This is a genomic window from Streptomyces sp. NPDC003032 (assembly GCF_053591415.1).
Map to the genome: position 1 here is coordinate 78,902 of NZ_JBSFTT010000032.1, position 19,272 is coordinate 98,173.

Consider the following 19,272-nt stretch of genomic DNA (forward strand, 5'->3'; position numbering starts at 1 on the left):
GGCGCCAGAAACCCCCGCGCAGCCGGAGACCCCCGCAGAGCGGGAAACCCCGGCGGCGCCGGAAACCCCCGCTCCAGCCGAACCGGAGGTTCCCGCAGGGGACGGACCCAAGAAGCCCGCCGTCCCCCCGGCAAAGCTCCGCTCCAAAGCCCCGGGGCTGGCCCCCGCGTACAAGGCCGCCGGCTCCGCCCTGAAGAAGAACGGCCTGACCGGAACCCGAGCCCAGGTCTACCTGGTCCTCGACCGCTCCGGTTCCATGCGCCCGTACTACAAGGACGGCTCCGCCCAGAGCCTCGCCGAGCAGGTCCTCGCCCTGGCGGCGCACACGGACCCCGAGGCCACCGTCCACGTCGTCTTCTTCTCCACGGAGATCGACGGCACCGGCACCCTCACGCTCCCCGAGCACGAGGGACGTATCGACGAGCTGCACGCCGCCGCGGGCCGCATGGGCCGCACCAGCTACCACCGCGCGATCGAAGAGGTCGTCGCCCACTACGAGAAGTCGGAGCACAAGAAGAACGGCACCCCCGCCCTGGTGATCTTCCAGACGGACGGCGCCCCCGACGCGAAGGGCCCCGCGAACCAGGCCCTGGCGGACGCCACCGCGCACCCCCTCTTCTTCCAGTTCGTGGCGTTCGGCGAGACCGACGCGAAGGGCTTTGACTACCTCCGCAAGCTGAAGGCGGAGAACGCCGCCTTCTTCCACGCGGGCCCGGCCCCCCGCGAGCTCACGGACAAGGAGCTCTACGAGGGCCTCCTGGCGGCCTGGCGCCCATAACCCCTCGCCGGCGGGTGGACGGCACCCCCGTCCACCCGCCGGAATCGATGTGAGTCGATCTCCATCCGGCCGTTAGGATTTCGACCATGGCGGCCACTGGATCCGAGAAGCAGGGAGCGGACGAGAGCGCGAAGGCGTTCTACGTCTCGACCCCCATCTACTACGTAAACGACGCTCCTCACCTGGGCCACGCCTACACGACCGTTGCAGGGGACGTGCTCACGCGCTGGCACCGTCAGCGCGGCGAGAAGGTGTGGTACCTCACCGGCACGGACGAGCACGGTCAGAAGATCATGCGCACGGCCGAGGCGAACGACGTCACCCCCCAGGAGTGGTGCGACAAGCTCGTCACCGAGGCCTGGAAGCCCCTCTGGGAGCACCTGAACATCGCGAACGACGACTTCATCCGTACGACGGAGAAGCGTCACACGGACCGCGTACAGGAGTTCGTCCAGGACCTGTACGACAAGGGCGAGATCTACAAGGGCGGGTACGAGGGCCCGTACTGCGTGGGCTGTGAGGAGTACAAGCTCCCGGGCGACCTGATCGACGGCGAGGGCTCCTTCGAAGGCCAGAAGCTCTGCCCGATCCACAAGAAGCCGGTGGAGCTCCTCAAGGAGGAGAACTACTTCTTCAAGCTCAGCGAGTACGGCGACAAGCTCCTCGCCCTGTACGAGGCGAACCCGGGCTTCATCCAGCCGGAGTCGGCGCGCAACGAGGTCGTGAACTTCGTCCGCCAGGGCCTTCAGGACCTCTCCATCTCGCGCTCGACGTTCGACTGGGGCGTCAAGGTCCCCTGGGACGACAAGCACGTCATCTACGTCTGGGTCGACGCCCTCCTGAACTACGCGACGGCCGTCGGCTACGGCGCGAACCAGGAGAAGTTCGACGAGACGTTCCCGGCCAACGTCCACCTCGTCGGCAAGGACATCCTCCGCTTCCACGCGGTGATCTGGCCCGCGATGCTGCTCGCGCAGGGCCTCCCGGTGCCCGGCAGGGTCGCGGCGAACGGCTGGCTGATGGTCGGCGGCGAGAAGATGTCGAAGTCGAACCTGACCGGCATCAAGCCCCAGGACCTCACGTCCCACTTCGGCGTGGACGCGTACCGCTGGTACTTCCTGCGCGCGATCGCGTTCGGCAGCGACGGCTCGTTCTCGTGGGAGGACTTCTCCGCCCGCTACACGAGTGAACTGGCGAACGACTACGGCAACCTCGCCTCGCGCGTCGCGGCGATGGTCGGCAAGTACTTCGGCGGCGCCCTGCCCGAGGCCACCGCTTCCGGCGAGGCCGAGCAGGCGGTCCAGGACGGCCTCGCCAAGGCCGTCACGACCGCCGACCGCGCGATCGGCGAAGAGCTGGACTTCCAGTCCGGCATCCTCGCCATCTTCGCCTTCGTCAAACAGGTCAACGGCTACATCACGGAGCAGGAGCCGTGGAAGGTCGCCAAGGACGACAGCCCGGAGGGCAGGGCCCGCCTGGCGACGATCCTCTACACGGCGGCGGAGTCCCTCCGCGCGGTGGCGGTCCTCCTCAACCCGATCATGCCGGAGACCTCCCAGAAGCTCTGGGACTCCCTCGGCGCGGAGCCCCTCCTGGGCGCCCTCGCCGACCAGGACGTCCGGGCCGCCGGCACGTGGGGCACGCTCCCCGCGGGCGCGACGGTGACGAAGGGCGCGGTGCTGTTCCCCCGCTTGGAGGAGAAGCCGACCGCGTAGCGGTACGTGACGTTCAGCGGGAAAGTCCCGCCACGGCCCCGGTAGGCACGGGGTGGTGGCGGGACTTTCTGATGTACGGCGTCAGGCGCCGTCGCCCGCGAACAGATCGTCTGCCCCGGCCGCGTGGACCGCCCGTTCCGACCAGACCTTGAGCTGCTCCAGGTCGGTGCACGCGGTGACCCGTGCACGGACGGCAGGAGGCACGTCGATGCCCCGCCACGAGAGGATGTTCAGGATCGCCTCGGCACGCTCCTCGGCCCGGCCCTCTACCCGCCCCTCTACCCTGCCCTCTTCCCGGCCTTCAGCCCGGCCCTCCTCCCGCTCCTTCACCGCGAACGGGTGGTCGAAGAAGTACTTGGTCGCCGTCATCAGTTCCTCCCAGATCTCCTTCGCCGGCACGTTGTCCGGCCCCAGGACCAGCGGACGAACGGTGAGCGAGGACCAGCCCGGCAGTCCGAACTGGATGGGCTTGGCAGCCCATCGAGCCGTCGCCGCGCTCTGCGTCACGACGATCAGCACCGGCTCGCAGTGGTACTTCTCGTAGAGGTACGTGAGGTAGTACGGCCAGCTGCCGCGCTTGGACTCGTCCTTCTTGCCCTGGGACTCGATGACGAACAGATAATTGCCGTCGTGACCCTCGATGTGGATCTCATGATGTCTCGGGGTTCCGGAAACGGAACGTGGAGCAGACGCTGGAGGGATCGGACCAGCAGAGCCGTGTCCTTCTGGAAGATCCGGTGCATCGCCTCGTGTGGCGAGCTGACCATCGGTTCTCCTTTCTGTTCGGCCTGATCAACGAGCTACGCCGCCCAGGCCCCCACGCGGAGGACTCCGTCGGAGTAGCGGACGCGAAGGGCGGCGGGGCCCTTGGTGTGACGTACAGCGTTGGACACGAGTTCTGTGGCCAACAGTTCTGCCATGTCCGCGTGTTGCGGCAGGCAGTGCATCGTGAGGATGAGGCGGAGTGCGCGACGACAGATCGTGACGGCGCGCAGGTCGTGGGGGATGTACAGGGTGTACTCCCAGGGTTCGCTGAGGGCATGCGAGAACTCCTATTACGTGAGGGGAGTTACCGGACGCAGCGGACTCTGGGCGGTGGCAGTGTCACGTCCGTCATGGCATGACGGGGTGGTGCGCTTCCGATCTCCGGGTCTCGCAGCGTGTGCGACGCGTCACCGACGGTATTTCCTAACTTTAGGAAGTTGCAAGCCGTTGCCGTATTCTGACGCCCGAACGAGCGATGAGAGACCGGCAGTTGAGACGAGGGGTACTCATGCCGCCAAGAAGGCACCTCACTGCCCGCAGGGTTCGACTAGGAGCCGAGCTCCGCAGACTGCGCGAGGCTACGGGCATGAAGGCGCGGGAAGCCGCAGCCCTACTCGGTGCGGATTCGGTACAGATGAGCCAGATCGAGTCCGGAGTCGCGGGCGTGAGCGCCGAACGCGTGCACCGCCTCGCCGCCCATTACGACTGCACCGACGAGGCGCTTATCGACGCCTTGAAGGCCATGGCTACCGACCGCACCCGAGGCTGGTGGGAGGAGTACCGCGGGATTCTCCCACCGGTATTCCTGGACGTAGCCGAGGTGGAGCACCACGCGACGTACCTGCGTGAGGTGGTGATCACCCACGTACCAGGGCTCCTGCAGACTGCGGACTACGCCCGGGCCATCTATTCGTACATGGTGCCGGACCTACCACCCAGCGAGCTGGAACCCCGAGTGGAACACCGCATCAGGCGAAGAGCCGTCATCGACGGAGATGACCCCACTCCGTACGAGACGATCATTCACGAATTCGCCCTGCGCATCCGCGTCTCCGACCGCAGGGTCGCTCGCGCCCAACTCAGCTCGATCCTGGACCAGATCGAACATGGGCACACGACGGTACGCATCGTGCCAACCGATCAGGACGGCTTTGCCGGCGCCGGGGCGTCGATGATGTACACCGGTGGCCCAGTGCCTCAACTGGACACCGGACTGCGGGACTCTCCCACCGGCACCGCATTCCTCGATGCCGAACCGCAACTGAAACGCCTTCGAACATTGTTCCGTAAGGTGGAGAAGGCGTCCCTGGACCCCGTGGCATCAAGGGACTTCATCCACCGGTTGTCGAAGGAACTGTGAGGCGTATCCATGACCCCGGCTCCGCACTGGCAGAAGTCCACCTTCTCCGACGGCGGCGACGGCAACACCTGTATAGAGCTGGCCGTCACCAGCAGCCTCATCCGTCTGCGCGAAAGCGACGAACCCGGCGTCGAACTGACGACTTCCCCAGCCACCCTGGACCAGCTCCTGCGGGCCATCAAGGCGAGCCGACAATGAACACCATCCGCTGGCAGAAGTCCACCTTCTCCGACGGCAGTGATGGCGACACCTGCATAGAACTGGCCGCCACGACCACCCACATCCACCTCCGCGAAAGCGACACCCCCACCACCGAACTGATCACCTCCCCCGCCTCCCTCGCCACGCTCCTCCGAGCCGTGAAGGCCGGGGCCGCGCGGGGGCCGATCAGCTCGCCCCCGCACTAGGCGCCGATCAAACGTAAGACCCCACCAACCTCGCCAACTGCCGCCCCACCGCCCGCAACGGCTCCTCGCTGCGGGCGACCTGCGCCGTCACCTCGGCGCCTTCCAGCGCGCCGATCACGGTCGTCGCCACCTCGTGCGCGTCCTGCGCCGCGAAACCCGCGCCGAGCAGCCGCTCCTCGACGATCCGCTCCCAGCCGCGCAGCGCATCGGCGCAGACCCGCTGGATCTCCGAGTCCGTGCCCAGTGTCTCCAGGGCCGCCGCCGTGACCGGGCAGCCATCAACCCACCCCGACTCCCGCAGTCCGACGGCGAGTTCGCCCGCACAGCGCTCGATCGCGGCACCCGGCGCGTCCTCGCCGGCCAGTCCCTCCCGCAGCAGCTCCGCGAACTCCTCGGCACTGTAGGTGATCGCGGCCACCGCGACGGCCTCCTTCCCGCCGGGGAAGAAGTGGTAGACGGAGCCGAGCGTGGCCTCCGCCTCCTTGGCGATCTGTTTGATTCCGGTACCCACATAGCCCTGCCGCTGAATCAGGCGGGCGGCGACGACGACGATCCGGTCGCGGGTGCCGAGGGCCGCGCCGGGCGCTTCACCGGGGCCGGGGACTGAACTTTTCTGGGCCATCCCCCCACTCTACCCACTCACTAAGTAGAGCGTTCGTTCTAGAGCTGTGCTACGTTCTCTCCACGCACTGGATAGAGCGCTCGTTCTAGTAACTCCCCACGACCGACTGGAGCCACGCATGCCCGCCACACCGCATCCCACCCCGTCCGTCACCGTCATCGGCCTCGGCCCCATGGGCCAGGCCATGGCCGCCGCCTACCTCGACCGCGGCTACGACGTCACCCTCTGGAACCGCACCCGGTCCCGCGCCGACGCCCTGGTGGAGCGCGGTGCGATATTCGCCGAGAGTGCCGAGAAGGCCCTGCTGGCCAATGAGTTGGTGATCCTCAGCCTTACCGACTTCGACGCTATGTACGCGATCCTGGAGCCCGCCAGGACGGCGGTCGCCGGGCGCACCGTCGTGAACCTCAGCTCGGACACCCCGGAGAAGGCGCGGGCAGGGGCACGCTGGGTGACGGAGCTGGGCGGAACCCACCTCACCGGCGGCGTCCTGTGCCCCCCGCCCCTGATCGGCACGCCTGACACGTCGACGTTCTACAGCGGCCCGCGTGAGGCGTACGACACCCATCGCGACGCCCTCGAAGTGATCACCGGCAAGACGGACCACCGGGGCGAGGACCCGGGCATGGCCGCGCTCATGTACCAGCTGAACATGGCCATCTTCTGGCCGTCGATGATCGCCTACTGGCAGGCCGTGGCCCTCGCCGACGCCCACGGTCTCACGGCCACGGAGATCGCCCCCTACGCCTCGGAGAACTTCGCGGGCATGGGCCACTTCATCGACTTCTACGCCCCTCGCATCGACGCGGGCAACCACGCGGGAGACGTGGACCGCACCGCGATGGGCCTGGCCAGCATGGACCACGTCGTCCACACGGCAGCGGACGCGGGAGTGGACACGGCGTTCCCGGAGGCGGTGCAGGACATCTTCCACCGCGTGGTGAAGGCGGGCCACGGCGCGGACAGCTTCAGCAGCGCGGTGGAACTGATGAAGAAGCACTGACGACACTCCCGGCCGAAAGGCGAGACAAGAAGCGGCGAGACGACTGAACGTTTCTTCCGCACTCGAAAGAGTGATCGCAGTCCACTGATCCGATTTCCGCGCACGGCACCGCCTAGCTTCGCCCCATGGTCACCTCATGCCATGAAGCCTCACACCGGATCTTCCAGGAACGCCCGGAGATCCTCGGACCCGTCTTCGGGTTGCTCGGCGTCCCGCCGCCCGCCAAGGCGGTCGTGGAAGTCCTCACCCCCGACACCACAGAGATCCGCCCCATCGAGCGCCGCGTCGACAGCGTGCTCCGCGTCGAGCCGTCCGACGGCTGCGACAGCTTCCTCCTGGCCATCGAGGCCCAGGGGCGGCGCGACGCCGACAAGGAAGCGAGCTGGGCGTACTACGTCGCGTATCTGCAGGCGAAGTACCACCTGCCGGTGCTGCTGCTCGTGGTCTGCCAGGACAAGGCGACCGCGAACTGGGCGGCGGGGCCGTTCGCATGTGGCGCACTGGGATGGACGGCGCTCAGCACGCACCCGCTCGTCCTGGGGCCCGAGAACGTACCCGTCATCACCGATCCGTCCGTGGCGGCACGGGACTTGGCGATGGCGGCGTTCTCGGCCCTGACACATGGCCGGAGCAAGGACGCCAACGCCATACTGGAAGCGCTGGCTCGTGCCCTGCGCGCAACCGACAAGCAGTCCGCCGACTACTACAGCGACCTGCTGGACATCGGCCTGGGGAACACCCCGGCCGGAGCGGAATGGAGAGAACTCATGACGTTCGTCAGTTACTTCCCGGGCCGGGGCACGCTCCGCGAGCAGGCGTACCTCGAAGGCAAGGAAGAAGGTAAGGCCGAAGGCAAGGCCGAGGGCAAGGCCGAAGGCGCAGCAGTCACCGCCGGCACTGTCGTCCGCCTCCTCGACCAACGCCTCGTCCCCCTCCCCCACGACGTCCGCGAGCACATCACCACCTGCACCGACCTCGAAGTCCTCACCCGCTGGCTGGACCGGGCCTTCACGGCCAACACCGTCGAGGAACTCTTCGCCGAGGACCCGCCCCCAGAAACGTAAGCACCCCTCGGGCCGCACACCGTACGCCTCCTGCGTACGGTGTGCGCTACGGTGGCGGCGGTCAAGTCCGCACATGTACGAGGAGGCCGCCGCCATGCCCGCCGACCAGACGCCCTCCGCGCAGAACGTCGGTTCTCGGCCAGGTCGGCCTCATCCACCTCGGCCCGAACGTGACGAAGATGTCGGAGTGGATGGCGGCCGTCTACGACACCGCCGGCTTCCCCGCCGAGGAGACCGAGCAGGCGCTGAGCACCGTCATCTCGTACGTCATCGGCATGGCCACGAGCGAGGCCGCGTATCTGTCGCTGATCGCCCGCAGCGGCAAGACGGAGCGGGAGTTCGCGGCGAGCCTCCCGGGTGGCCCGGGGCGCGGTTCGTCGGAACAGGCCGGCCCTCGCGGCGACGATCCGGCCAAGGTCCGCGAGGAGACCTTCGACTACGGCCTCCAGCGCGTGCTCGACGGACTCCAAGCGCGGCTCGCAGCCCGCTGAGGGGGCGGGAGTGACGGAGGACTGACGGAGGGACTGACGCAGGGCTGACGGAGGGTTGACGGAGGGTTGACAGCGCGCTGACCTCGCCTCACGGTGAGCTAAGTCATGCGGAGTGATGGCTTAATTTGACGCCGCCTTCACACTCCCCTACGTAAGCTTCACCACATGGCCACGACTCCCTCTTCCGACCGGCGACGCACCGCCGACGAGGTCAACGAGGAGATCCGGGCGCTGTGGCTGGGCGCCGGCGGACGGCTGCGGCCCGACGAGCGGCGGCTGTACGAGCGGCTCGTCACCGAATGGGCCGAGGCCGAGGCCAACTCCTCGCGCACACACGCCGCCTGAGGATCCCTAGCGGAAAACGAGCAGCGGAAAAGCGAGAAGGGGCCCGGGACCGAAAGGTCCCGGGCCCCTTCCTCGACCACAGGGCTACTGCACAGGCTTCCGCAGCGAAATGTTCAACTCCCGCAGCCGCGACTCATCCAGCTCCGTCGGCGCGCCCATCATCAGGTCCTGCGCGTTGCCGTTGAGCGGGAAGGCGATCGTCTCGCGGATGTTCGGCTCGTCGGCCAGGAGCATCACGATGCGGTCGACGCCCGGGGCGATGCCACCGTGCGGCGGGGCGCCGAGGCGGAAGGCGCGCAGCATGCCCGCGAACTCCTGCTCGACGGTCTCCGCGTCGTAGCCCGCGATCTCGAACGCCTTCAGCATGACCTCGGGCTCGTGGTTGCGGATGGCGCCGGAGGACAGCTCGATGCCGTTGCAGACGATGTCGTACTGCCAGGCGAGGATGTCGAGCGGGTCCTTCTCCTGAAGGTCCTTCATGCCGCCCTGCGGCATCGAGAAGGGGTTGTGGGAGAAGTCGATCTTCCCCGTCTCCTCGTCCTTCTCGTACATCGGGAAGTCGACGATCCAGCAGAAGCGGAAGACGCCCTCTTCGAAGTGCCCGGCGCGCTTGGCGGCCTCGACGCGCACCGCCGACATGATCTTCGAGACCTCGTCGAACTCGCCCGCGCCGAAGAAGACCGCGTGACCGGCGGCCAGCGAGAGCCGCTCGGTCAGCTCCGCGACGTTCGCCTCCGTCAGGAACTTGGCGATCGGGCCCGTCAGCGAGCCGTCCTCGGCGACGCGCACCCAGGCGAGGCCCTTGGCGCCGTGCTCGACGGCGTAGTCACCGAGGCCGTCGAAGAACTTGCGGGACTGCGAGGCCGTGTCCGGCACCGGCAGCGCGCGCACGTGCTTGCCCGCGAAGGCCTTGAACTCCGAGCCCTCGAAGATGTCCGTGATGTCGTGCAGTTCGAGCTTGGCGCGCAGGTCGGGCTTGTCGTTGCCGTACTTCAGCATCGACTCGCGGAACGGGATGCGCGGGAAGGGAGACGTCACCTCGCGGCCGCCGCCGAACTCCGTGAACAGTTCGGTCATCAGCTTCTCGATGGGGCGGAAGACGTCTTCCTGCTCGACGAAGCTCATCTCGACGTCGAGCTGGTAGAACTCGCCGGGCGAGCGGTCCGCGCGCGCGTCCTCGTCGCGGAAGCAGGGCGCGATCTGGAAGTAGCGGTCGAAGCCCGAGATCATCAGCAGCTGCTTGAACTGCTGCGGGGCCTGCGGCAGGGCGTAGAACTTGCCGGGGTTCAGACGGGAGGGGACCACGAAGTCACGCGCGCCCTCGGGGGAGGTCGCGGTGAGGATCGGCGTCGCCATCTCGTTGAAGCCGAGGGCCACCATCTTGGAGCGGATCGACGCGATGACGGCCGACCGCAGCATGATGTTGCGGTGCATGCGCTCGCGGCGCAGGTCCAGGAAGCGGTACTCCAGGCGGCGCTCCTCGTTCACACCATCCTCGGCGTTGATCGTGAACGGCAGCGGTCCCGCCGCGCCGAGCACCTCGACCTCGTCGGCCTCGATCTCGATCTCGCCGGTGGGCAGCTCCGGGTTCACGTTCTCCGCGCCGCGCGAGACGACCTTGCCGTCGACGCGGACGACCGTCTCCTTGGACAGCTTGTCCAGGACCTCGGCGGCCTTGGTGCCCGGGCGGGCCACCAGCTGCGTGATGCCGTAGTGATCGCGCAGATCGATGAAGAGAATGCCGCCCAGGTCTCGGCGATTGTGCAGCCAGCCGCTCAGCCGGACGTCGGTGCCGACGTCAGAGGCGCGGAGCTCGCCGCAGGTGTGGGACCTGTACCGATGCATCGTCGTTCATCCAGTCTTCGCGAATAGGGGAGAGAGCAGACGCTCCCAGGCTGCAGACTCTCCCAAGGCTACCGTCCGGGCGAAGATCGCTTTCCGGATATCCGCCGTGGTCGCGGCGGCGGGTGGCTCCGTCGCCGGCCGGCCGCCGGGCCAGAGGTCACCGGGCTCGGTGGCGGCCCGGCCCCTCATCTTCCTAAAGTGGGTCAATGCGCACCGACGATCCCCCCTCGCAGGTGGGGGACGACCCCCTCTCGCAGTGGGGGGACGACTCCCTGCCTCCCGTACGGGACGTCCTGGCGGCCATCGCGACCGGACTGTGGCGCTGGGACAACGCGTCCGGGACCGTCACGCTCGACGCCGAGGCGGCCAGGCTGCTCGGCCTGCCCGCGCGCGCCCGGACGCTGACCGAGTCGGCCGTGCGCTCCCGCTTCCACCCGGTCGACTGGAACGAGATCTACGGAACCGTCCAGCTCGCCGTCGCCGAGGGCACCCTCGCCGAGGCCCGGCTGCGGATCATGGACGACACGGGACGGCGCGTACTGCGCACCGTACGCAGCCGCTCCAAGCCCGTCCTGCACGACGCGACCGAGGCGTACGAGCTGATCGGCACCCTGCAAGAGGTCACCGAGCCCGCGCCCGGGACCGCCGCCCGCACGCCCGTCACGGGCGACTGGCGCCGCTCGCGCGAGGCGTTCCTGCTGGACGCCGGACGCGCGCTCGCCGAGGCGCGGTCGACGGAAGAGGTGCTGCGGGTCGCCGCGGGGCTCTCCATGCCGGGGTTCTCACCGGACGGGCTCGCGGTCTTCGGGGCGGCCGGCGACCGGCTGACGATCATCGGACACCACGGCCACCAGCCGGGCGACGAGGGGCCCTTCTCCGCGATGCCGCTGGACACCGACTATCCGGCGGCCGAGGTGGTGCGCACCGGCCGTGCCGTCTACCTCTCCTCCCCGGAGGACTACCGCCGCCGCTATCCGGCGGCCTGGCCGCTGGCCCGGCGCTTCGAGCGGCAGTCGTGGGCGTTCCTGCCGCTGACCGTCGCGGGCCGCACGATGGGCGCCTGGATGGCGGCCTTCGCCTATCCCGTCTCCTTCACGCCCGACGAGCGTTCCGTCCTGACGACGGTCGCGCGGATGCTGGCGCAGGCCCTCTCCCGGGCCGGGGTCGCCGAGTCCGAGCGGGAGCTGACGGAGGGCCTCCAGCGTTCGATGCTGCCGATGCTGGGGCCGCAGATCCCGGGGATGAGCGTGGCGGCCCGCTATGTGCCGACCGGCGGGGGCCTCCAGGTCGGCGGCGACTGGTACGACATGATTCCGCTGCCCAGCGGCCGTATCGCCTTCGTCATCGGCGACGTACAGGGGCACGACGTGCGCGCGGCGGGCCTGATGGGGCAGCTGCGGATCGCCCTGCGCGCGTACGCCTCCGAGGGGCACCGCCCGGACGCGGTGCTGTCGCGGGCCACCCGCTTCCTGTCGGGGATGACGGAGTCCATCACCTACGGGTCGAGCGGCAGCGGCGCCGACGAGTCCACGGTGTACGACCCGCGCTTCGCGACCTGCCTGTACGTCGAGGCCGACCCGGCGACCGGCGTCCTGGAGATCGCCCGCGCCGGTCATCCCGAACCCGCGATACGCATGAGTGACGGAACGGTTCTGCTGAGGCCCACGGCGGGCGGTCTCCCGCTGGGCATCGACCCGGACGCGGACTATCCGACGACCCGCCTCGTCCTGGAGCCCGGCGAGACCATGCTGATCTGCACCGACGGCCTGATCGAGACGGGCGGCCACGACCTCGACAGCGGGTGGTCGCGTATCCGGACGATCCTGGAGGAGCACCCGGGCGACGGCGACGGGGGGCCGGACGGCCTGGAGCGGCTCGCCGACTCGCTCGTGCAGGCCGTGCACGGGCCCACCTCGCACTACACCACCGGCCCGCTCGCCGACCGCCGCGAGGACGACATAGCGGTCCTGCTGCTGAGCCGCACCGGCCGCCCCGAACAGCGCACGGACGCCCGCCGCACCGTCCTGACGGTCGCGCAGGCCGAGCCGGAGCGCGTCGCGGGCGCCCGCCGCCATCTGCGGGACCTGCTGCACGACTGGGCGGACGACGACCAGGTCGACTCGGCGGTCCTGATGGTCTCCGAGATGCTCACGAACGTCCTGGTGCACACCGACGGGGACGCCCTGCTGGTCGCCGAGGTCACCGGCGAGCCGGGCGCGCGCCGGCTGCGGGCCGAGGTCGCCGACAGCAGCGACGACCTGCCGCACAAGCGGCGGCCGGGCGAAATGGCGTCGTCCGGGCGGGGCCTCGTCCTGATGGAGCTGCTCGCCGGGGCGTGGGGCGTGGATCCGCGCGGCGACGGCAAGAGCATCTGGTTCGAGCTCTACGAGGACGCGGGCTCCGGGGAGTCGGCCGTGGACCCCGTGGTGGGGATCGGTGAGTAACGGGAGCGCAGCTCGGCCAGGATGCCGAACGCCGCCGCCGTCAGCGGTACCGCGAGGAGCATGCCGATGATCCCGGCGACGGACGCGCCCGCCGTGATCGCCAGCATGACCACGGCCGGATGCATCTGCACCGTCCGGCTCTGGATCACCGGCTGGAGGATGTGCCCCTCCAGCACCTGCACGGCGAGGACCACGCCGAGTGCCCACAGCGCGATGGCGAAGCCACGGTCGGCGAGGGCGACCAGGACGGCGACCGCGCCGGACAGGAACGCCCCCAGGTAGGGGATGTACGCGCCCACGAACACGAGCGCGCCCAGGCCCACGGCGCCGGGCACACGCAGGACCAGCAGTCCGACGGTGATGCAGAGGGCGTCGATGAACGCGATGATGGTCGTGCCCCGCATGAACCCCTCGATCGCCACGAAGGCGCGGCGCGCCATGGCCTCCACGACGTCGGCGGAGTCGCCCGGCGCGAGCGAGCGCAGCGAGGCCATGGCCCGGCCCGAGTCCCGCAGGAAGAAGAAGACCAGCAGGAGCGCGAGCACGGCCATGGCGATGACCTCGCCGACGACGCTGAGCCCGCTGAGCACCCCCGACGCGGCGGTCCCGCCGAACTTGCCGAGGAGTTCCTTGGCGTTGGACGCCATGTCGTCGAGCGAGGTCCCGGCGGCGCCGAAGTACTTGGCGAGGTCGGTCGAGGCGGTCTTCAGGGAGGCGATGATCTGGTCGCCCGTGTCGATCAGGGCGTTGGCCACGATGTAGGTGACGCCGCCGACCACGGCGACGACGGCCGCGCAGGTCAGCCCGGCGGCCAGCGACCGCTGCACCCTCATCTTGAGCAGCCGCCGGTAGAGCGGTCCGAGGAGCGCGGTGCCGAGCAGCGCGAGCAGGACCGGGGTCACGGCCGTCTTGAAGGTGACGCACAGCCAGACACCGACGGCGGCCACACCGACGACGAGCAGGAGGACCACGCACCAGGCGGCCAGACGCCGGGCGGGCTCGGGGAGAAGGGTCTGCACCCTCCCACCCGAGCACGCCACCCGGCGCCCCGCACGTTATGTACGGCTACGTGTCGCGATGTTCGGCTCCGTACCGCGGCTGTCCGGTACGGCTACATGCCGTGCACGGCCGGGACCGTCCCGAGCAGCCCCTTCTGGAAGTCCTCGAAGGCCTGCCGCAGCTCCGCCTGACTGTTCATCACGAACGGGCCGTAGTGCGCCATCGGCTCCCGGATCGGCTGCCCGCCGAGCAGTACGACCTCCAGGTCGGGGGCGTGCGCGTCCTGCCGCTCGTCCGCCCGGACGGTCAGCGAGGACCCGGCGCCGAAGACCGCGGTCTGCCCGCTGTGCACGGGGCGCCGCTCGGCACCGGCGGTGCCGCGTCCGGCGAGTACGTACGCGAGTCCGTTGAAGTCCGCGCGCCAGGGCAGCGTCACCTCGGCGCCGGGCCGCACGGTCGCGTGGATCATCGTGATCGGCGTGTGCGTGATGCCGGGGCCCTCGTGCCCGTCCAGCTCACCGGCGATGACGCGGAGCAGCGCGCCGCCGTCGGGGGAGGTGAGCAGCTGGACCTGGCCGCCGCGGATGTCCTGGTAGCGGGGGTCCATCATCTTGTCCTTGGCGGGCAGGTTCACCCACAGCTGGAGGCCGTGGAAGAGGCCGCCGGACATGACGAGGGACTCCGGCGGCGCCTCGATGTGCAGCAGGCCGCTGCCCGCCGTCATCCACTGGGTGTCGCCGTTGCGGATGGTGCCGCCACCGCCGTTGGAGTCCTGGTGGATGAAGGTGCCGTCGATCAGGTACGTGACGGTCTCGAAGCCGCGGTGCGGGTGCCAGGGGGTGCCCTTCGGCTCGCCCGCCTCGTACTCCACCTCGCCCATCTGGTCCATCATGATGAACGGGTCGAGGTGCTTGTAGTTGATTCCCGCGAAGGCGCGGCGCACCGGGAACCCCTCGCCCTCGAAGCCGCTGGGCGCGGTGGTCACGGCGAGCACGGGGCGCGCCACGGCGTCGGCCGGCGCCACCACTCGGGGCAGGGTCAGCGGGTTCTCGACGGTTACTGCAGGCATGGGTCGGACCTCCTCGTGATCTCACTTTAGTTGAACGTAGAACTTTCTGCCACCTGAACGAATGAAACCCGGAGGGCATTCCCTCCGGGCTTCTCCGGGCGTCACGGGTGGCTTGATCTGTTCCGGTCAGGAACACAGCTCACGGACCGACTGGCTCCAGCTGGAGCCAGTCCAGGTTCCAGTTCTGGAACGCGCCCGCGTCCAGGGAGAGGCGCACGGTGTGGCGGCCGCGGGTCAGCCGCCGCGGGTCACGGCTGTCCTGGAGCGCGAAGGCGTGGTGGGCCGTCGTGTTGGCGACCCGCACGGCCTTGCCGGGCCTGCCGTCGTCGTAGGCGATCCGATAGGTCCCGGCGGGCGCGTACGGGGACGACGCCCGGACCTTGAGCGTGTAGCGCCCATCCTTCGGTACGGCCACTCCGTAGGCGAGCCACTCCGAGCCCCGCATCCAGCACACCGCCACCGCTCCGTCGTGGTCGCACACGTCGACGTTCTCGCCGCGCCGCCCCGGCCCGTCCCCCCGGTTCCCGGCGTCGGTGTCGTGGTACGCCACGCCCTCGCCGCCGGGGGCGTAGTCCTCCGCCTGGACGCGTACCGCGCCGGGCGGCACGGGGTCCGCGGCACCCTTGGTCAGGTAGGACCTGAGCGCCTCGACGTTGTCGGTCTGGAGGGCCGTCGCCCTGTAGTCGGCGATGAGCGCCGCCCAGCCGCGCGCGGGGTCGATCAGCGAGGCCTCGTCCGTGAACCGGGCCGCGTAGCCGTTCCGCATGGTGTTGAACCACACGCGGCCGGTCGACCGCAGCCCTTGGAGGAAGGCGGGGGCGGCCACCTTGTCGCGGACGTCGTCGAAGACGACCTCGAACGCGGGCGGCCGGTTCTCCCCGAACTCCTCCACGGATGGCGCGTTGGCGTCGTCCACCAGGTGCGTGTACAGCGCGCCCCGATGACGGTCGAGGAACGCCCGCACCTCGGGCACGGGCGCCCTGGACTTGAAGAGGCCGTTGCGCACGGTGCCGGTCTCCTCCAGCACCCGCCAGACGGCCTCGCGGTCCTTCCATGCCTGGTCGAGGTTGACGAGGCCGAGCGTGCGGGCAGCTCCCATGGCCTCGGCGAGCGTGGGGATCCGTTCACCGGTGAGCGCCGCCCAGCGGCCGCCCAGGCCCGTGCGCAGACGCAGGGCGCGCAGCTGGGCGTGGGTGAGGTCGGCGACGCGGCCGGTGCCGTTCGTGGTGCGGTCCACGGTCGCGTCGTGCATCAGGACGGGGACCTCGTCCTTGGTCAGCCGGATGTCGACCTCGACGATCTCGGCGCCGTCCGCGAAGCCCGCCCGGATCGCGGCGAGGCTGTTCTCGGGCGCCTTGCGCCACTGGCCTCGGTGGGCGACGGTCATGACGCCGGCCTCGGGTCCATGGTCGAGGAAGTCCCGGTGGGCGCGCTCGGCCGGGGTCTCCGCGAAGGGCGCGGGCTCCGCCGCCCCCGTGGCCGGCGGCGCGGCGCCGAACACCGTCGCGCACACGGCGACGGTCACGAGAACGGCGGGACGGCCGCTCGGGGCGGTGACGGCGCGGCGCGGGATCACGGACGAGGACATAACGGACGAGGGCATAGCCGAGAGCATCCGTGCCGACCCCGCGTCCTCGACGACCGGGACGCGGCCTGTCACCCGTTGACGCGGCCTGTCACCCGTTCACCTCATGCGACGGCCCCGGCGATACCCCGTCCGGCCGCCCTGCTGCCGGGCGTCAGCCGTACACGCGGCGCGTGCAGTCGTACCCGCGGTGCGATCAGCCGTACATCCGCCGCATCGCGAAGTCGACCATCTGCTCCACGGCCTTCGCGTCGAAGACCATGCGGTGCTCACCCTCCATGTCCAGGACGAAGCCGTATCCGGTGGGGAGCAGGTCGATGACCTCCGCGCCGGTGATCACGAAGTACTTGGAGTCCTTTCCCGCGTACCGGCGCAGCTCCTTGAGGGAGGTGAACATCGGGATCACGGGCTGCTGGGTGTTGTGCAGCGCGAGGAAGCCGGGGTTGTCGCCGCGCGGGCAGTAGACCTTCGAGGCCGCGAAGATCTGCTGGAAGTCCTCGGCGGACATCGACCCGGTCGTGAAGGCGCGCACCGCGTCCGCGAGGGACGGTGGCGAGGGCTCGGGATAGAGGGGAGGCTGCTGGCCGTACCCACCGCCGGGCATGCCCTGCTGCTGGGGCGGCGGCTGCGCGCCCGGCGGGGCGTACTGCTGCTGGGCGCCCGGGTTCTGGTCGTAGCCGTACATGAGTGGAAGCCTACTGAGTCACAGATGGGCGGTTGGGGGTTGCATCTTATTACCGACGGGTAGCATCATCGTAGGCACTTGCTACTTGCTGGTATTCCATCCCTTTCCTGCTTACGGAGCCTTCGCCATGGGCCACTACAAGTCGAATCTCCGCGACATCGAGTTCAACCTCTTCGAGGTGCTCGGCCGCGACAAGCTGTACGGCACCGGCCCGTTCGCGGAGATGGACGTCGACACCGCCAGGAGCATCCTCGACGAGCTGCGCCGCCTCGCCGAGAACGAGCTGGCCGAGTCCTTCACGGACGCCGACCGCAACCCCCCGGTCTTCGACCCGGAGACCAACACCGCGCCCGTCCCGGCGTCCTTCAAGAAGAGCTACCAGGCCTTCATGGACTCCGAGTACTGGCGCCTTGGCCTGCCCGAGGAGATCGGCGGCACGACCTCGCCGCGCTCCCTGATCTGGGGCTACGCGGAGCTGCTGCTCGGTGCGAACCCGGCGGTGTGGATGTACTCGTCCGGCCCCGCCTTCGCCGGCATCCTCTTCGAAGAGGGCAACGAGGCGCAGAAGAAGGTCGCCTCGATCGCCGTCGAGAAGCAGTGGGGCTCCACGATGGTCCTGACCGAGCCCGACGCGGGCTCGGACGTCGGCGCCGGCCGCACCAAGGCGGTCCAGCAGGAGGACGGCTCCTGGCACATCGAGGGCGTGAAGCGCTTCATCACGTCCGGCGAGCACGACATGTCGGAGAACATCCTCCACTACGTCCTCGCGCGCCCCGAGGGCCACGGCCCCGGCACCAAGGGCCTCTCCCTCTTCCTGGTCCCGAAGTACGAGTTCGACTGGGAGACCGGCGAGCTGGGCGAGCGCAACGGCGTCTACGCCACGAACGTCGAGCACAAGATGGGCCTGAAGGCCTCCAACACCTGCGAGATGACGTTCGGCGACCGCCACCCCGCCAAGGGCTGGCTGATCGGCGACAAGCACGACGGCATCCGCCAGATGTTCCGCATCATCGAGTTCGCGCGGATGATGGTCGGCACGAAGGCGATCGCCACGCTCTCCACCGGCTACCTCAACGCCCTTGAGTACGCCAAGGAGCGCGTCCAGGGCCCCGATCTGGCCCAGTTCATGGACAAGACCGCGCCGAAGGTGACGATCACCCACCACCCGGACGTACGCCGCTCGCTGATGACGCAGAAGGCGTACGCGGAGGGCATGCGCGCGCTCGTGCTGCACACCGCGGCCGTCCAGGACGAGATCCAGGTCAAGGAGGCGGCGGGCGAGGACGCGTCGGCGCTGAACGCCCTGAACGACCTCCTCCTTCCCATCGTCAAGGGCTACGGCTCGGAGAAGTCGTACGAGCTGCTTGCGCAGTCGCTCCAGACGTTCGGCGGCTCCGGGTACCTCCAGGAGTACCCGATCGAGCAGTACATCCGTGACGCGAAGATCGACACCCTCTACGAGGGCACGACCGCGATCCAGGGCCAGGACTTCTTCTTCCGGAAGATCGTCCGCAACCAGGGCGCGGCGCTGAACGGCCTCGCCGAGGAGATCAAGAAGTTCCTGGCGGTCGGCACGGGCGGCGAGACGCTGGCTGCCGCCCGCGAGGAGCTGGCCAAGGCCGCGGTCGAGCTGGAGGCCATCGTCGGCGTCATGCTGACGGACCTCGCGGCGACGGAGCAGGACGTGAAGGCCATCTACAAGGTGGGCCTCAACACGACCCGCCTCCTGATGGCCTCGGGCGACGTCGTCGTCGGCTACCTCCTGCTGCGGGGCGCGGCGGTCGCCGCAGAGAAGCTGGAGACGGCCTCGGCCAAGGACAAGGCCTTCTACGAGGGCAAGATCGCCGCGGCCAAGTTCTACGCGACGAACATCCTTCCCGGCGTCGCCGCCGAGCGGAGGCTCGCCGAGGGCGTTGACCTGGGCCTGATGGAGCTGGACGAGGCGGCGTTCTAACCCCGCCTCGCATCCCCACGCGCCACCGGCCCGCTCTCCCCCCGGGGGACGCTGTTGGTTAATCCGGGCCGTGCTGCTTCGCCCCGTCGAGTTGTTCGGCGGGGCGAAGTGCTGCGAAGTGGCTGGTGCGGGTGCGGGCTC

Annotated in this window: 17 protein-coding genes and 2 pseudogenes; 11 read left to right on the forward strand and 8 right to left on the reverse strand. The window is 69.3% G+C overall.

Features of this window, described 5'->3' with window-relative positions:
• Positions 1 to 778: VWA domain-containing protein (locus ACWDZ7_RS33705; protein WP_451802295.1), on the forward strand; the 778-nt coding region annotated here is incomplete at its 5' end.
• 86 nt (positions 779 to 864) lie between these two features.
• A complete protein-coding gene (gene metG, locus ACWDZ7_RS33710) occupies positions 865 to 2,493 on the forward strand; it encodes a methionine--tRNA ligase (RefSeq protein ID WP_451802296.1) in 1,629 nt (542 codons plus the stop codon).
• 81 nt (positions 2,494 to 2,574) lie between these two features.
• Here the strand turns inward: metG and ACWDZ7_RS33715 are convergent.
• Both ACWDZ7_RS33715 and ACWDZ7_RS33720 read right to left on the reverse strand, forming a co-directional pair.
• Positions 2,575 to 3,260 (reverse strand): annotated as a pseudogene (locus tag ACWDZ7_RS33715) (hypothetical protein).
• 36 nt (positions 3,261 to 3,296) lie between these two features.
• Positions 3,297 to 3,506 (reverse strand): annotated as a pseudogene (locus tag ACWDZ7_RS33720) (ATP-binding protein); the annotation flags it as partial.
• Positions 3,507 to 3,766: 260 nt separating this feature from the next.
• Between ACWDZ7_RS33720 and ACWDZ7_RS33725 the strand changes: the two are divergent.
• From ACWDZ7_RS33725 to ACWDZ7_RS33735, 3 genes are read left to right on the forward strand one after another with little or no spacing between them, the layout of a single operon-like run.
• Positions 3,767 to 4,618 carry a helix-turn-helix domain-containing protein gene (locus ACWDZ7_RS33725; protein ID WP_451802298.1) on the forward strand — a complete coding sequence of 284 codons (852 nt, stop codon included), beginning with the start codon at positions 3,767 to 3,769 and terminating at the stop codon, positions 4,616 to 4,618.
• A gap of 9 nt (positions 4,619 to 4,627) precedes the next feature.
• Positions 4,628 to 4,816 carry a DUF397 domain-containing protein gene (locus tag ACWDZ7_RS33730; RefSeq protein WP_451802299.1) on the forward strand — a complete coding sequence of 63 codons (189 nt, stop codon included), beginning with the start codon at positions 4,628 to 4,630 and terminating at the stop codon, positions 4,814 to 4,816.
• Entirely contained in the window at positions 4,813 to 5,025 is a 213-nt protein-coding gene (locus tag ACWDZ7_RS33735; protein WP_451802300.1) for a DUF397 domain-containing protein, read from the forward strand. The genes ACWDZ7_RS33730 and ACWDZ7_RS33735 overlap by 4 nt, the downstream gene beginning before the upstream one ends.
• Before the next feature lie 7 nt (positions 5,026 to 5,032).
• Here the strand turns inward: ACWDZ7_RS33735 and ACWDZ7_RS33740 are convergent, their stop codons facing one another.
• A complete protein-coding gene (locus tag ACWDZ7_RS33740) occupies positions 5,033 to 5,647 on the reverse strand; it encodes a TetR/AcrR family transcriptional regulator (RefSeq protein ID WP_451802302.1) in 615 nt (204 codons plus the stop codon).
• Between the two features lie 118 nt (positions 5,648 to 5,765).
• On the opposite strand from ACWDZ7_RS33740, the gene ACWDZ7_RS33745 reads away from it, so the two are divergent.
• The 4 genes from ACWDZ7_RS33745 (at position 5,766) to ACWDZ7_RS33760 (ending at position 8,550) form a co-directional block, all read left to right on the forward strand.
• Positions 5,766 to 6,650: an NAD(P)-dependent oxidoreductase gene (locus ACWDZ7_RS33745; RefSeq protein ID WP_451802304.1), complete on the forward strand. Its 885-nt coding sequence runs from the start codon at positions 5,766 to 5,768 to the stop codon at positions 6,648 to 6,650.
• 125 nt (positions 6,651 to 6,775) lie between these two features.
• Positions 6,776 to 7,714: a hypothetical protein gene (locus tag ACWDZ7_RS33750; protein ID WP_451802305.1), complete on the forward strand. Its 939-nt coding sequence runs from the start codon at positions 6,776 to 6,778 to the stop codon at positions 7,712 to 7,714.
• A 170-nt stretch (positions 7,715 to 7,884) separates the two neighbouring features.
• Positions 7,885 to 8,205, forward strand: a complete 321-nt coding sequence (locus tag ACWDZ7_RS33755) for a TetR/AcrR family transcriptional regulator C-terminal domain-containing protein (RefSeq protein WP_451802307.1) — start codon at positions 7,885 to 7,887, stop codon at positions 8,203 to 8,205.
• Between the two features lie 165 nt (positions 8,206 to 8,370).
• The gene (locus tag ACWDZ7_RS33760) at positions 8,371 to 8,550 is read left to right on the forward strand and encodes a hypothetical protein (RefSeq protein ID WP_451802308.1); all 180 of its coding nucleotides are present in this window, start codon (positions 8,371 to 8,373) and stop codon (positions 8,548 to 8,550) included.
• 84 nt (positions 8,551 to 8,634) lie between these two features.
• Here ACWDZ7_RS33760 and aspS read toward each other — a convergent pair whose 3' ends face one another.
• Positions 8,635 to 10,395, reverse strand: coding sequence for an aspartate--tRNA ligase (gene aspS, locus ACWDZ7_RS33765; RefSeq protein ID WP_451802310.1), 1,761 nt, complete (start codon positions 10,393 to 10,395; stop codon positions 8,635 to 8,637).
• Positions 10,396 to 10,601: 206 nt separating this feature from the next.
• Between aspS and ACWDZ7_RS33770 the strand changes: the two genes are divergently transcribed.
• On the forward strand, positions 10,602 to 12,839 hold the full coding sequence (locus ACWDZ7_RS33770) for an ATP-binding SpoIIE family protein phosphatase (protein WP_451802311.1): 2,238 nt from the start codon (positions 10,602 to 10,604) through the stop codon (positions 12,837 to 12,839).
• On the opposite strand, the gene ACWDZ7_RS33775 is transcribed toward ACWDZ7_RS33770, so the two are convergent.
• From ACWDZ7_RS33775 to ACWDZ7_RS33790, 4 genes are all read right to left on the reverse strand, one after another.
• The gene (locus ACWDZ7_RS33775; RefSeq protein WP_451802313.1) at positions 12,779 to 13,858 is read right to left on the reverse strand and encodes an AI-2E family transporter; all 1,080 of its coding nucleotides are present in this window, start codon (positions 13,856 to 13,858) and stop codon (positions 12,779 to 12,781) included. The genes ACWDZ7_RS33770 and ACWDZ7_RS33775 overlap by 61 nt on opposite strands.
• 92 nt (positions 13,859 to 13,950) lie before the next feature.
• A complete protein-coding gene (locus ACWDZ7_RS33780; RefSeq protein WP_451802314.1) occupies positions 13,951 to 14,907 on the reverse strand; it encodes a pirin family protein in 957 nt (318 codons plus the stop codon).
• Between the two features lie 139 nt (positions 14,908 to 15,046).
• Positions 15,047 to 16,510, reverse strand: a complete 1,464-nt coding sequence (locus ACWDZ7_RS33785) for a glycerophosphodiester phosphodiesterase family protein (protein ID WP_451802316.1) — start codon at positions 16,508 to 16,510, stop codon at positions 15,047 to 15,049.
• A gap of 178 nt (positions 16,511 to 16,688) precedes the next feature.
• The gene (locus tag ACWDZ7_RS33790; RefSeq protein ID WP_451517154.1) at positions 16,689 to 17,177 is read right to left on the reverse strand and encodes an SseB family protein; all 489 of its coding nucleotides are present in this window, start codon (positions 17,175 to 17,177) and stop codon (positions 16,689 to 16,691) included.
• A gap of 127 nt (positions 17,178 to 17,304) precedes the next feature.
• Between ACWDZ7_RS33790 and ACWDZ7_RS33795 the strand changes: the two genes are divergently transcribed.
• Complete coding sequence (locus tag ACWDZ7_RS33795) at positions 17,305 to 19,131, forward strand: acyl-CoA dehydrogenase (RefSeq protein ID WP_451802317.1); 1,827 nt, start codon at positions 17,305 to 17,307, stop codon at positions 19,129 to 19,131.
• Positions 19,132 to 19,272: the final 141 nt, after the last annotated feature.